Source organism: Mesorhizobium sp. WSM4846 (assembly GCF_055811415.1).
This window is the reverse complement of the sequence record NZ_JBVVPZ010000002.1, coordinates 78,500-91,888: the sequence shown is the minus strand read 5'-3', so window position 1 is coordinate 91,888 and position 13,389 is coordinate 78,500. Positions and strand designations below refer to the sequence as shown.

Sequence of the window (13,389 nt, the reverse complement as noted above, 5' to 3'; positions counted from 1 at the left end):
ATTAGGTCGTAAGTCAGCGTGGAATCCAATTGAGCCATGCTGCTTTCTTGGACGTTACGGCTTGCAGGACTTCCACTCCGCATTTCCCGAACAGAAGTGAAGCTCTCAAATAGAGAGTAACGGCAGATAGCGTGCCTATCATAAAAGCCCCGATCGCCAGCACAAGATAGTACGGCGAGCCGGCGAACAGCATCCTGATCGCAGAACCGGCAGCGTAGATGACGGCAGCGAAGACAATTGGCGGGATATGGACGAGCACGAAATCCACGAATGGCAATCCGGTCATGCGGCAGGTAATGAAGGAATAAAGGACGAAAGTCACTAGAATGGCACCCGACACCGCCGCCGCTGCCGCACTTACTCCGTAAGGCGCCGCTAAAAATACGAATGATGTGACAAGCGCCGCATGGAAAATCTGCATGGACGCGCTGCGGTAGCCACTGCCGGTGGCGAGCATAACGGCGCCGCATAATTTAAATGCGACCCGGAAATACATTGCCGCGGCAAATACGGCAATCGGAACCACTGCGTCCACCCATCTAGGGCCGAACATTGTCAGTACGATCTCCTTGGCGAAGCAGCACAGGAACGCGCTGGTTGGTAGGGTGAGGGCTGCGGTCAAGGCATAGCCCTTCAGCTGTGCGCTGCGCAGCCTGGCCCCGTCTGTCTGCACTTTTGACAGCAACGGGAAAACGACCGTTCTACTCAGGTTTCCGAATAGATTCGCCGGCATTGCGATTAGAGTGAACGCCCTCGTGTAGATGCCAAGCTCCGCGGTCCCGAGCAAACGCGCGACGATGATCTTGTCCATGTATTGGCCGCCGAAGGCCAAAACTCCAGCCAAGGAAAATCCTAGGCTCTGCGTGCGGATATCGCGGTAGGACTGCAGGTCGAAGCGCGGCTTGGCGAGATATTGTCGCGCGGTGATCAAGTAAATGCCAGAAAGAAAAATTGCCTCGGCCATGGCCGCGATCACCAGAGCCCAGTAGCTCAATCCGAGATAGGCAAGCGGAATAGCCAAGCCGACGTTGGCGACGGTCCATGCCGTCAAGTTCGCCATCGAGGAAACTTTGAATTTCAAGTTCCGCGATAGAACCGCCTCGGCCAAAAGGTTGAACGCGTTTGCAAACATAATGAAGGCGAGCACGCGCGAAACAATGTTGAGCTCTGGCACGCGAAAAAGATCGGCGATCACGCCCGCAAACACCCATTGAAGGACAGCGAGGCCTGTGGCGATGAAAAGGGACAGGAATGCCACGGTTCCCATATGGCGCTGGTCGAGATCCGCCCGCTGGACCACGACTTGCGACATGCCCAGATTAGCAATGACATTGCCGATGTCCACCATGATCAGCGCGGCGCCAACAATGCCGTACTCTTTGGGGGAAAGCAGACGCGCGAGAATGGCCGTAACCGGGAGAGTCAATAAGACCCGGGCCAGCAATGCGGCTCCCGACCACGAGAGCCCCTTGGCCGCCCTTCGCGTCAAGTCCTTATGTTCAATGTTCCCGTCCACGCTCGGTTGCCCAAAACTGTCCCATCATTATGCTGGCACTCCCTCCCTCCCACACGAGCTATGAAGAATATTTGCTGCTTCGGCGGGAATAGGCAAGAGACGGATATAGACAACTTTCTTGCTACTCATTCGTTGACTACCCGCAAGAGACGGAGATGGCAGTCATTCACTGAAACCGCCGAGCTGCCTCCAACAGCAATCTGCGGATTCCGCTGGTGTGCACGACTTCGAAAACCCCTGAGAGAAAGGGCAGCCGCCTCCGCGTCAAGTAGGTCCACCGCTTCAGAAGGCGCTCCAGACGGAAGCCAATCTGATCTTGAACGGCCTTGTGGTGGAGTTCGATCTCCCGTCTCTTCTCCAACGAAAGTCCCGGATAGGGTTGCCAGGCGGCCTTGGCCGCGTCGAGATCAAATACCGGAAAACTAGGCAGACAGAACTCCGTGCGTAGACGCTCCATGCTGGGCTGCAACTTCGAAAGGAGGCTGGCTCTTTCATCGGGTGAAAGATATTCGTAATTATTATTGGGGCTCGTCACTCTCCGATCGACCAATTCATAAATCGTGCGTTCCAGCTCCCGTTCAGAAAAAAGAATGTGCTCGTTCCTGAGGCGCTTGTATTCCAAGACATCCCGACTCAGGCGTTCATTGGCGCGCAGACAGAGCCATATAAACGCGGAGATATCGTCGATGCCGACGACATTCTTCATGAAATCATCGATCACGTTCGGCTGGGTCGACTCGTACACCCGTGCCGAACACGCGTTTGTCCCAAAGACCTCGCGCCAAATTGAAAGGCAGCGATGATAGTCTAGCATATCCTCGATAATGTTCAGAAAATCGATGACGTCTCCCGTGAACAGAACACCGCGCTTTATGTGCTGATTGTACAACGACTCGAGATAATGATCAGGTCTTCTGACGTAACACAATACATGACATTCCACCTCCGCCGGAATTGACGCGCGCAAACGTTCGATCAGACTGCGTTCCGACAGGACATCAGCGCTGGACGTCTTGCCCATAAAGCGCATCAGGTGCATGGCCATAGAATAGAGATTTTCTGAACTTGCGATGATTGTGTGCGCTCCGTCTCGTTCAGCCTTTCTCAGATGATGTAGAAAGAAAGGCCTGAATTTATCCGATCCGCACAGCGACTGCGTATTGATCTTGAAATTGAACTCGTGCGGAGAGGTGGCATAGTGAATGCCGTGCTCGCCGAGGTTCTTTGCATTCGCGCACAGGAATTGCTGTAGCGCCGTGGTGCCCGTCTTTTGAGTGCCGATGTGAAGAATGAGCTTCATGTTAGGTTCATATCCGGGACGCGGAGCGAAGATGTCTTTTCTTTGAGGAGAGCCGCGTAGAGCTCCATTTGCTGCAGGACGACGCTTTCCATGCTGAATCGCGCAGCGACAGTTTGTACTGCGCGGCGCGCCATCTCATAGCGCTCGGCTTCCGATAGGCCGAGCGCGCGACGAAGAAGCCCGGAAAACTCGGCATGCGAGCGGGCCAGAAAACCGTTGCGCTCATGTTCCACAATGTCGGACGCACCGCTGACATCGGTGATGATTGGGACCACGCCGCAGCTCATGGCCTCGAGCAGGGCGTTTGACATGCCTTCCGACGCCGAGGTGGAAAGATAGAAATCAGCCTCCCACAGAAAGGGAAACACATCTTCGACCGCGCCGGCGAAAGTGACCCTGCTGGACAGGCCCAACCGGGCCGCCTGCTCCTCGAGGGTGGCGCGGCACTGGCCATCGCCCAAGATGGTGAGTTGCACCTTTGCGTCGGCGGGAAGTGCCGCGAACGCATCGATCATGTGCCCGAGGCATTTTTCCGGATCGAGACGGCCAAGGCAGATAAAGCGTCGGCTGCCATCGGCGCTCGGCTCGCGGTGCGGCATGCGGGGCAGATCAATCCCATTCGGAATCATATGAATGCGATCCGCGTCGATGCCATGTCTCTTCAGATCACCAGCGATCTGGCGGCTATTTGCGATGAAGGCCGTGACGTGATGTTTAATCAAGGCGGACGCCCAGCGACCGATGATCTTCTTTTCGCGCACAACGTCGAGATCGAAACACCGTCCGCCCCGGGCCAATTTTGCGAGAACCGGTTTGCGCAGGAGGGCTCCTGCCAATGCCGCCGGAACAGCGTGAAGTCGGGCATGGATGATATGTACGACATCGAATTCGTCGCGACGGCGCAGCATCCAGATCAAAACCTGGACACACCACGACAGGAACGACAGCATATGCCGCCCGCCCAAATACGGAGCCGCGCGCAAACGAAGGCGATGGATAGGCACCCCGTCGATGGCCGACCGTTTCGGGGTCGAGTGCGACAGTCTGGGTGCCAAAATGGTTGCGGAAACGCCGCTTTCAACCAGCGCCCGAGCAAATCGCCGCGCCTGTTGTTCGCCGCCGCCATATGACTCAGGAAAATAGGTTGGGAGCACGAGCAGAACACGTATGCTGGGAAGAGCTTCGGCTCGCGGGGTCTTCGTCGGATGAGCAGAGGCAACTTCTGTTACATTCATATCAATCCACCGAATTTGCCGCCAACAAATCCGGCAATCTGCCCGATCTCTGTAGGGCACTTCATCGCGGAAGAGCCAGATTTCGAACAGGAGGCCTAGTCGACGCTCCCTTGCTCGCCAGATGCTGGTTGAGAGCATGGCGGTAAATGGAGTCGATCCGCTTGCCCATGCGATTGGCGTCCCAGTTCGAGAGGTCCGTCGCTGCGGCACCTTGGGCGAGGCAAGCCAGTTTTTCGCGATCCTCCAGGAGGGCGGCCGTGGCGTCGGCCATGGCGCTCAAGTCGTCCGGGGGTGTGATCACGCTATTGGTGCCAGGACGGAGCACTTCGCGAAGACCTGGCAGATCGCAAGCGACGCAAGGCTTGCCGCCGGCGAGATATTGCATGAGCACGCGGGGCAATCCCTCCCGCATGGAACAGAGCAGGCAGAGATCCGCGAGTGCGATCAGCCGCTCGGGGTCGTCCCGATAACCGGCAAAGACCACGCGGCGTTGGAGCCCCAGCCGGTTGACTTGCAATTCGGCGATCGAACGAAGCGGCCCATCGCCTGCGAGCACAAGTACCGTGTCGGGTAAGCGCGCGGCGATTTTCACGAAAAGCTCTAGAAATTCCGCGTGTCGTTTGCGTTGCTCGAATGCCGCAATCATCAAGAGCACAGGCGGGTGCGGCGCGTCCGGTGTCAAGCGCAGCAAATCGCGCCAATCGTCGGGCGGACGGGCGTTGCGGAAACGATCAAGGTCGAATCCGGAATGGACGACATAATGTTTGTCTGGATGTCCCACTCCTGCGCTCAAATATAAGTCACGGACGCCCTCGCTCACGCTGATGAACGCACTGGTGACTGGTGCTGCAAGCTTTTCCAATGCGAGATAGACAAACCGCTCGGCGACGCCGACATTGACAAAAGGCACGATATGCACGCCATGAACGATCGCTGGAACGCCCGCCGCCCAGGCCGCGAAACGCCCGAGAATGCCTGCCTTGCTGGTGTGCGTATGTACGATGTCGGCATGCAAGGCGCGGAACGTCCGGGTAAGCGCCAACAATGCCTTCTTGTCGGAGACTGGCGAAATGGATCGGGTCAAGCCCGGGACGCCAATGAGTTCCACCCGCGGGTCCACTTTAGCTACAATTTCCCGGTCGACGGCCTCGCCATGCAGCAGGACAACATCATGTCCTCCTTGCGCGGCCCAATTGCAGGAATGGACGGTATTCTCATCAGCACCGCCATTGATGAGACGGGTAATGACATGAGCGATACGCAGTCGTCGCCCCAAGTCAATCTTGCCTTCCGCGTCCTGTGCTTTCATATCACCGCACCGATCGCGCTGAATTTATCCGTTGGGTGCGTTCCCACGCCCAGCCGCGCGTTTGGTCCATGCGTCCCGATATCGGTGCTACTGCATTGGAGTAACATGCCACGCCTCGGTGGGTGCATGCCGTATGGAGATGAACCCCGAACCTAAGTGTGCCCCGGCCATGGCACATGCAGTCCGTAAGGAGGGTTATTCCAACGGCTTCCAGTCGATCAGATCTAACTTGTTGGATTTAAACGTCTCAGAGAACTGCCGCTGTTACCCCGGGCACAGCGGAGTGATTATTTTGTGGTATACCTTGTACCAATACTTCTGCCTTATCGCGTTTGCGCGAAAATCGGATCGGAACCGGACTCGTTCAAAAAAGTAGTCGCGCTCCCGTTCGCGGCTCGCCTCGACGAAACAGTGAAGAAAATTCCTGTGCGGATGCATCAGACTCGTATGACGCATGACGGAACCTCAGCAAAAAGCCGGGGGCAGTCGGATTTTGCCATTCAACGGTTCAGGACGGACCACGGGCTCATTGCGGCGAACGGAAAGCAGGCTTGCTGGCGGCGCAGCCGCCTTCAACAAGAGAAATTGCGCAGTCCTATGAGCTTCCGCTCGATGGCATCCGGCTCTTGATTTCCTCCAGAATGTTGGTTGCGCGACGTTGCTCCGACCATCTCCCCGCGTCGCGTTGATTTTCGCCTTGAGCTAAGCCTGCGAGATGCGCCACTGCCCGGCGACTGAACCAGCGCGAGTCCGATTGTGAGGCTCGATGTACTCGCTGGCGGCGGGATCGCCCGAAGCATCAGAATCAAAATTATCGGTTCAATCGGTCGGAGGATGGACTACATATGTCCACTCAGCTTCTTGAGAAGCATCAATAAGCGTTGCGATCCACAAACATCAGTAAAGCAGTTTTCCAAATTATCTTAATGTCGAGAAGCATGCTCCAGGATTGTATATACCAGAGGTCATGCTCAATGCGTTTTTCCATCCTCCAGAGCTCCTTCGTTTCCCCTCGAAAGCCATTGATCTGAGCCCACCCTGTTAGACCGGGTTTTACATGATGGCGATACGCATAGCTCGCAATGGTCAAAGTATAGGTCTCGTCATGAGCGACGGCGTGAGGTCGGGGCCCAACCAGGGACATCTCCCCCCGAAGTACGTTGAATAATTGCGGCAGCTCGTCGATGTTTGATCGGCGCAATATTCGGCCAAGTCGGGTAACCCGCGCATCATTACGCTGAGCCTGGCGAATTTGTGCACCGTTCTCCTGCACCGTCATCGATCGGAATTTGTAAATATTGAACGGCTTACCACCAAAACCTCGTCGCATCTGCCGGAACAGCACAGGGCGACCGTTCTCGAGCGCTATGGCACATGCGACCAACGCCATCAACGGACACAGGAACAGCAGTAGCAGGGATGCAACAACAATGTCGAACAACCGCTTGAGCAGGCGTTCGGCAGGCCTCAACGGCATACGCTGGACTTCGAAGGCTCGCTGCCAGCCGGTGTGCAGCGGGCACCCAGCCAGAATTCTATCTATGTAGGCGTCGGCGAAAAGATAGATCGGCAGCGGGACGCGGGACATTTCCTCCAAGATGCGTTCGATCAACTTCCGCTGATCCCAAGAGCAAAAGAGATAAACTGCCCCATACGAGCCATTACGGAACGCAGCCTGTGCAGCTGCGACGGCGGCATGCACCGATCGTGCTGCGATCGTGCCACCATGGTTCTCGATGTTCGAAACACCACAAACCGCGATGCCCTGTTGCCCGAGCTTGGCAATTATCCCCTGTTCCTTTCCAGGAACGCCAGAGTAAAACAGATAAACTGTGCGCAACACGAGTTTCTCAGCCGCCAGAAGCCGTTTCAGCCCGCGCGCTAGAACCGCGTGGCCAGGCAGCAGGATTGGGAATCCGAGCGAAAACGCCAGCGTCAAGGAGCCGCGCGAGAACGTCGACGTCGTCTTCGTGAGAAAGGCGAGCCAGAGAATTGAAAAGAAAACAAACAGCCAGCCGCTGAAGAGTGTTTTGATCCTGCAGTGATCGTCCAGGATGCCACTAACCGTGTAGGCGCCCCTGGCGGTCATGAATGCGACTAGCAATAGGCCGGCGGTAACACTTAGGCAGATGGAATCCCAGATATCTGGTGGCCTCACGCCGAAGGCCCGATGGTAGAGCTCAATTGACGCAAGAAATATTGTCTGTCCAAGGAGGAAATCAGCAGTTGCGAGAAACACGCAAACTGCTCCCACAGGGAGCCGTAGCGGCTCTACGCTCCGCTTCCAGAGCGCACGCGACGCCTCGGTTGGTGCATGCCGCATGAGACGACCCCCGAATCCTATTGCATCCCTTCTCCTCATTGGGTCATGGCAGACGCCATCCCATAAGGAGGGGGTTATCCCAACGGCTTCCAGTCGGTTAGATTTGATTTAAATGTCTCAGAGACATGTCGCTGTTACCCCGGGCACAGACGAGTCGCTATTTTATCGTATTCTAATGTGTTAATATTTTCTGTCGTAACGCGTTTGCGCGAGAACGGACTGGAGGTCGGCTCGTTCAAAGAGATGGTCAAGGCAATGCTTTAGGGGGCCGGGGCGCTTACCCTATCAGGGAGAGGGAGCCATGACAGAGAATGGCGCTGAGGTTCGGGTCAAACAGCTGAACAACATACGCTTATTTCGGCAATTTGGGCAAGATACTCTTAGTGAAATGGCGAAAGCAGCCATCCTACGGAGGGTTCCAAAGAATAAAGTCTTAACTCACCTTGGAGACATCCCGAGTTATATTTACTACATAATTCGCGGAAAAGTTCGTCTTAGTGTTCCCCTCTCAGACGGCCGAGAATTCATCTATTCAGATCTCGGTCCCGGTGACACTTTTGACCTGACTAGATTGTTCATCGCGCGACACAGTAACATGAACGCTGCATCAGTCGTGGACAGCGACTTGCTCCAAATCGAAGCAGCTTTCATGGCTAGTGTCTTCGACAAGCACCCAGAGCTCGCACTGAAGGTGATCCCGTACCTATGCCAAGCAACGCATGACGCGCAAGAGCGAGTCATCCACAGTGCGTCCAATGCCCTATCCATTCGATTGGCGAGCACGGTCTTGCGATTGACTGAGACCCCGCACAGCACGGCTAACGTGAATGGAGCTCTGAGCATCCACATTTCGCAGACCGACCTCGCGGCAATGATCCCGGCGTCTCGAGCGAAAGTGAATCGTTGCCTGAGAGAATGGGAACGGCGGGATCTGACCCAATACGACCGCGGCTCGCTGACAATTCTCAATCGCACCGCATTAGAGTCTGTTGCACTTGGCTACTCGCGTTTGATCGTTCAATGATGCCTTTCCCATATCGCTCGGGCATCTCCAGGCCATCCTCCGGGAAGATAGTGAACCGGACGTGGTGGCGGTCGTGCTCGGATCGCTCGGTAAAGTCCTTTACGTCGGCGTCGTAGGTCGCCGCACCGGACATGTGCGCCTTCCCAGGCAACGAGACACCGCTCACTGCCGTGCAGACTGCGTCGACTGCGCCCGAGATTGGACAATGGCACGCACACGAGCACCGCCTCTTTGCTGTGCGATGCGACTTTGCTGTTGGGGAATCCGGAACTATTATCGGCCGCCCATGTACCTCACGTCGGGGGAAGAATGGATCTGCAAGCCTTCAGAAATTCGATTGCGAAATCACAGCCGCCCGCCGGCCTGACCCCGGCCCTGCAGGCCCTGTGGTGGGATGCAAAGGGCGATTGGGACAAGGCGCACGAGCGCGCGCAGCTCCGCGACGACGCGGCGGGCATGCGCGTGCATGCCTACCTGCATCGCAAGGAAGGCGATCAATCCAATGCGGAATATTGGTATCGTCGCTGCGATGCCGTGCCATCGACCTTGACGCTTGAAGAGGAATGGCAAGAGTTGGCGCGTGCGTTTTTGGGGCAAAGCTGACGGCTTCCGCCGAAAAGTCTGGCTTTGGCCGCGATCCCGTCGCCGTATGCAGGTTTTTCCCACGAGGCTACCGCCTTATCGACGATTCTGGCTTGCAGGCCTAGGCGAGGGCAGGGGCTGCACTAGCTCCTGACTTTGATCAGCAAGCGGCACGCCAGCACGGCATCTGATCGTCGGTCCCGACGGCGCCGCCTGGGTGACCGACGGCGGCCTCAACGCCATCGTGCGCGTCGATCCCGAAACGGAAGCGGTGAAGGCGTTTGCGCTCCCCGAGGGGAGCGGCAACGCCAACCTCAACACCGGTTCCTTCGACAAGGACGGGAGGCTCTGGTTCACCGGGCAGGAGGGCATCTACGGCAGGCTCGATCCGGCGAGCGGCAAGGTCGAAGTCTGGAACGCCCCGCGCGGTCGCCGCCCCTACGGGATCACGACCACGCCGTCCGGTGAGGTCTACTACGCCTCGCTCGCCGGCAACCATATCGCCAGGATCGATGTTTCGACCGGCGAGGCTTCCCCGATCGACCCGCCGACCGCGGATCAGGGCGCCCGCCGCGTCTGGTCGGATTCCAAAGGCCGTATCTGGGTCAGCGAATGGAACGCCGGCCAGGTTAGCGTCTTCGATCCGGCCGCAAATGATTGGCGCAGCTGGAAGCTGCCCGGAGACGAGCCCCAGGCCTATGCCGTTTATGTCGATGAACGCGACACGGTCTGGCTCACCGATTTCAGCGCGAACGCCATCGTCCGCTTCGACCCGGAAACGCAGACCTTCGCGAGCTTCCCGTCCGACCGCGACAACGCCAATGTGCGCCAGCTCAACGGGCGCTCCGGCGAGGTATGGGGTGCGGAGTCCGGTACCGACCGCCTCGTCGTGATCGAGACCGAAACGGGCAAATAAAGCAAAAGAGGTCTAATGCATGTCGCGCAAAAGTGTGCAGCGGTTTTGCGATAACGACATGCATAAAAACAACAACCTAAAGCGCGTCGCATGAGGCCCGGCCAAACGCGACGCGCTTTAGCCAACGACGAAGGGCAATTTGCGCGAAGAGACCGCATGTCAGCGAGATGCCGCTCTACACGAAGAGAAAATCGCTGTTCGAGACGCTTGCGACGAGGACACCGTTTAGTGAAAGCGTGTCACTGTTGGAGAAGACGACCAGCGTGTCGCTCCCGACCTGCCGGAGTTCGCTATATCTTTGGTATCCTGAAATCTCCAGGAGATCATCGCCGGAAAGGTCGAAGTCGGTGATGGTGTCGTGGCCATGGCCGGCGGCGAAGACGAAGCTGTCGTTTCCCGTTCCGCCGGTGAGGATATCGGTGCCAAGACCACCGACGAGCCGGTCCGACCCGCCTCGGCCGTCCAGCCGATCTGCGCCGCCAAGGCCTTCGAGCGTGTTCGCTGCGCCGTTGCCGATCATGGTGTTGGCGAGCTCGTTGCCTTTTCCCGCCAGATTGGCAGCCGACCTCAGGAAGAGGTTTTCGACGTTGTCGGCCAGGGTCCAGTTTATATAAGCATGCGTCTCGTCGAAGCCGCCATTGTTCTCTTCGATGGTTTTGTCACCGGCATTGTCGACATGGAAGACGTCATCACCCGCGCCGCCGACAAGCGTGTCGGCGCCCGCTTTTCCGTTCAAGATATCGCTGCCGCCCATTCCATAAATGACGTCCGCACCGGGACCGCCGGCAAGCGTATTGTTGCCGTCGTTGCCTACGACTGACCCCGGCGGCGGCTCGTCGAGTGGATCGATCCAGACGAAATCCGAACTGCTCAAGGAGGCGCTGGTCACGCCTTTGAGGAGAACAGTGTCGCTGTCGGAGAAGACGACCAGCGTGTCGCTCCCGACCTGCCGGAGTTCGCTATATCTTTGGTAGCCTGAAATCTCCAGGAGATCATCGCCGGAAAGGTCGAAGTCGGTGACGGTGTCGTGGCCATGGCCGGCGGCGAAGACGAAGCTGTCGTTTCCCGTTCCACCGATGAGGATATCGGCGCCAAGACCACCGACGAGCCGGTCCGACCCGCCGCGGCCCTCCAGCCGATCGTCGCCGCCGAGGCCTTCGAGCGTGTTCGCTGCGCCGTTGCCGACCATGGTGTTGGCGAGCCCGTTGCCTTTTGCCGCCAGATTGGCAGCCGACCTCAGGAAGAGGTTTTCGACGTTGTCGGCCAGGGTCCAGTTTGTATAAGCATGCGTTTCGTCGACGCCGCCATTGGTCGCCTCGATGGTTTTGTCTCCGGCATTATCGACATAGTAGACGTCGTTACCCGTGCCGCCGACAAGCGTGTCGGCGCCGACCCCGCCGATGAGTTGGTCGGAGCCGCCGCGGCCCTCCAGCAAATCATCGCCAGCCAGCCCATCCAGCACATTGGCTCCCTCGTTTCCGCCGAGTTGGTCGGCAAAGGAAGAGCCTGTAAGATTTTCGATGCTGGTGAAGGTGTCGCGGTCGCTTCCGATACCGGTCCCGTCCAGGCCGAGATGTTGTTCCAGTGCGGCCATCCAATGTGAGGAGATTTTTGCATAGCCCCCGGCAGTCGGATGCAGCCCGCTGTCAAGCGGCGGCGCGGTGATGTCATCTGGTGTCAGATCACGCATGTCGACAAAGGCGATCTTGTGCCCCTGGGCGGCCAGTTCAGAGATCAGACCGGGCATTGCATCATTATACGCATCGACACGGTCTGCACGCCCTTGCGACTGTTGGCCGACGCGAACGGGAGGCAAGGAACCGACGAAGACGGTCAAGGCGGGATCGCTGGAGGTCAGGCTGAGCAAAAGACTGCGCAGATCCTGCAACATCGTTGGCACGCTATCGGTCGAGCTGTCATTTGTTCCGGCAATCAGCAGCACGGCATCCGGTTTCGCAGCGGCCACAACATCGTTGTCGATGCCGTTCAGTTGATTGAGCGTCCAGTTGCGGTGACCCTCGTGATCCCGATCGCCCATCCTGGCGGGTCCGTTGGACGAGGAACCGACGAAGTCGATCTTCACATTGAGTGCCGCCAACTGTTCCAGCATGAACTTCCGATACCCGCCGCTTTCGGTATCGGAAGAGCTCGCGATCACTCCATAGGTAATGGAATCGCCCAGCGGCAGTATCGACAGCAACTCGTAAGCATGGCCGGAAGCCAAATCGGCGATGACTCCACGGGGCGAAGCGCCGTAATTGACTGCGTCCGAACCGGCACCGCCGATGAAAGCGTCCGGACGGCTGCTGTCATAGAACACCGTCATTGTATTTTTTCCCCCCGGCAAAGCTGCTCACCGGCATGACCGCCTGGGCCGCAGCAGAAAGGCTCGAGATGGTCATAGCTGATCGGCCAGTCGAGACCGATGCCGTAGAGGCCTTTCAGCCTGAACTCGTAAGCAAGCAACCGCGGCGTCTGCCCGAACCAGCTGTTGGTGCCGCCGACCAGGCCGATCGTGTAATTCCACGATCTGCCGGCGTCCTTGTCCCGGATATTGCTGTTTGCGCGGCGTTCGAGCTGCCGATCATCCGTGTTGTGGCGTCCCCATTCGAGGGCGAGAACACGACCTTTCCTCCGTCCGACGAACTGGTGCAGGAAAAAGGCTGAATCGAAACCAACGCCGGTCGCGACGACACCATGGTGCTCGTCGGCGACCTGTTTGGCCCGGGTGTCGAGTACCATTGTCCATGGCCTCTTAAGCCACTGACCCTGCACCTGACGCCGATGCGATCGGTTTTCTGCAGGTCAGCGAGACAAATTCAATGTTGCATCGCACTCTTAGGCACTGCAACATGTTATTTGCCACTACTCTGGGTAGATTGGCAACATTTTTTTGAGCCTGCAATACTCTGGCTCGACACCGGGCACGGTGACGCGGGCGGCGATCGCTGTTGTTGTTGTTGTACCAAATTGCGACAGATCGGCAATTTAACGCAGGCATTTAGTCGGTAATTGGCACAAATTGTGCGCGCGCATTGAGCCAGAGGCATCTTGAACTTTCGTCGTTGCCTGTGCGTTTAGGTTGTAGTACGCATCCTGTTGCAGTGCAGCAATATCCGGCGGCAACGTGCGGTTGCGTGAGGGCTCATCCCGTCCGCCGGAAGGTGAGCACCGAAAACCGAAC

10 protein-coding genes are annotated in these 13,389 nt (G+C 57.5%); 3 read left to right on the top strand and 7 right to left on the bottom strand.

Going from position 1 to position 13,389, the window contains the following annotated elements:
• Positions 1 to 13 precede the first annotated feature (13 nt).
• The 5 genes from AC0L15_RS02725 to AC0L15_RS02705 all read right to left on the bottom strand — a co-directional run bounded on the left by AC0L15_RS02725 (position 14) and on the right by AC0L15_RS02705 (position 7,599).
• Entirely contained in the window at positions 14 to 1,516 is a 1,503-nt protein-coding gene (locus AC0L15_RS02725) for a lipopolysaccharide biosynthesis protein (protein ID WP_287244616.1), read from the bottom strand.
• Between the two features lie 166 nt (positions 1,517 to 1,682).
• A complete protein-coding gene (locus AC0L15_RS02720) occupies positions 1,683 to 2,816 on the bottom strand; it encodes a hypothetical protein (protein ID WP_287244614.1) in 1,134 nt (377 codons plus the stop codon).
• Positions 2,813 to 4,051, bottom strand: coding sequence for a glycosyltransferase (locus AC0L15_RS02715; RefSeq protein WP_287244613.1), 1,239 nt, complete (start codon positions 4,049 to 4,051; stop codon positions 2,813 to 2,815). Before AC0L15_RS02715 ends, AC0L15_RS02720 begins: the two co-directional genes overlap by 4 nt.
• A gap of 61 nt (positions 4,052 to 4,112) precedes the next feature.
• Complete coding sequence (locus tag AC0L15_RS02710) at positions 4,113 to 5,360, bottom strand: glycosyltransferase family 4 protein (RefSeq protein WP_287244610.1); 1,248 nt, start codon at positions 5,358 to 5,360, stop codon at positions 4,113 to 4,115.
• Positions 5,361 to 6,231: 871 nt separating this feature from the next.
• Complete coding sequence (locus AC0L15_RS02705; protein ID WP_287244607.1) at positions 6,232 to 7,599, bottom strand: exopolysaccharide biosynthesis polyprenyl glycosylphosphotransferase; 1,368 nt, start codon at positions 7,597 to 7,599, stop codon at positions 6,232 to 6,234.
• Positions 7,600 to 7,984: 385 nt separating this feature from the next.
• Here AC0L15_RS02705 and AC0L15_RS02700 point away from each other — a divergent pair, with 385 nt between their 5' ends.
• From AC0L15_RS02700 to AC0L15_RS02690, 3 genes are all read left to right on the top strand, one after another.
• A complete protein-coding gene (locus tag AC0L15_RS02700) occupies positions 7,985 to 8,707 on the top strand; it encodes a Crp/Fnr family transcriptional regulator (RefSeq protein ID WP_287244604.1) in 723 nt (240 codons plus the stop codon).
• A gap of 309 nt (positions 8,708 to 9,016) precedes the next feature.
• Positions 9,017 to 9,310, top strand: a complete 294-nt coding sequence (locus AC0L15_RS02695) for a hypothetical protein (protein ID WP_128245311.1) — start codon at positions 9,017 to 9,019, stop codon at positions 9,308 to 9,310.
• Positions 9,311 to 9,476: 166 nt separating this feature from the next.
• Entirely contained in the window at positions 9,477 to 10,205 is a 729-nt protein-coding gene (locus tag AC0L15_RS02690; RefSeq protein WP_473495926.1) for a Vgb family protein, read from the top strand.
• Positions 10,206 to 10,380: 175 nt separating this feature from the next.
• Here AC0L15_RS02690 and AC0L15_RS02685 read toward each other — a convergent pair whose 3' ends face one another.
• On the bottom strand, positions 10,381 to 12,531 hold the full coding sequence (locus tag AC0L15_RS02685) for a GDSL-type esterase/lipase family protein (protein WP_287244602.1): 2,151 nt from the start codon (positions 12,529 to 12,531) through the stop codon (positions 10,381 to 10,383).
• Positions 12,528 to 12,947 (bottom strand): hypothetical protein, encoded by a 420-nt coding sequence (locus tag AC0L15_RS02680; protein ID WP_287244599.1) that lies wholly within the window; start codon positions 12,945 to 12,947, stop codon positions 12,528 to 12,530. The genes AC0L15_RS02685 and AC0L15_RS02680 overlap by 4 nt, the downstream gene beginning before the upstream one ends.
• Positions 12,948 to 13,389 lie beyond the last annotated feature (442 nt).

What these genes read in the sequence shown, in the direction of transcription:
- AC0L15_RS02720 (WP_287244614.1), bottom strand. Translation starts at nt 2,816, where the DNA reads ATGAAGCTCATTCTTCACATCGGCACTCAAAAGACGGGCACCACGGCG.
- AC0L15_RS02715 (WP_287244613.1), bottom strand. Translation starts at nt 4,051, where the DNA reads ATGAATGTAACAGAAGTTGCCTCTGCTCATCCGACGAAGACCCCGCGA.
- AC0L15_RS02710 (WP_287244610.1), bottom strand. Translation starts at nt 5,360, where the DNA reads ATGAAAGCACAGGACGCGGAAGGCAAGATTGACTTGGGGCGACGACTG.
- AC0L15_RS02700 (WP_287244604.1), top strand. Translation starts at nt 7,985, where the DNA reads ATGACAGAGAATGGCGCTGAGGTTCGGGTCAAACAGCTGAACAACATA.
- AC0L15_RS02695 (WP_128245311.1), top strand. Translation starts at nt 9,017, where the DNA reads ATGGATCTGCAAGCCTTCAGAAATTCGATTGCGAAATCACAGCCGCCC.
- AC0L15_RS02685 (WP_287244602.1), bottom strand. Translation starts at nt 12,531, where the DNA reads ATGACGGTGTTCTATGACAGCAGCCGTCCGGACGCTTTCATCGGCGGT.
- AC0L15_RS02680 (WP_287244599.1), bottom strand. Translation starts at nt 12,947, where the DNA reads ATGGTACTCGACACCCGGGCCAAACAGGTCGCCGACGAGCACCATGGT.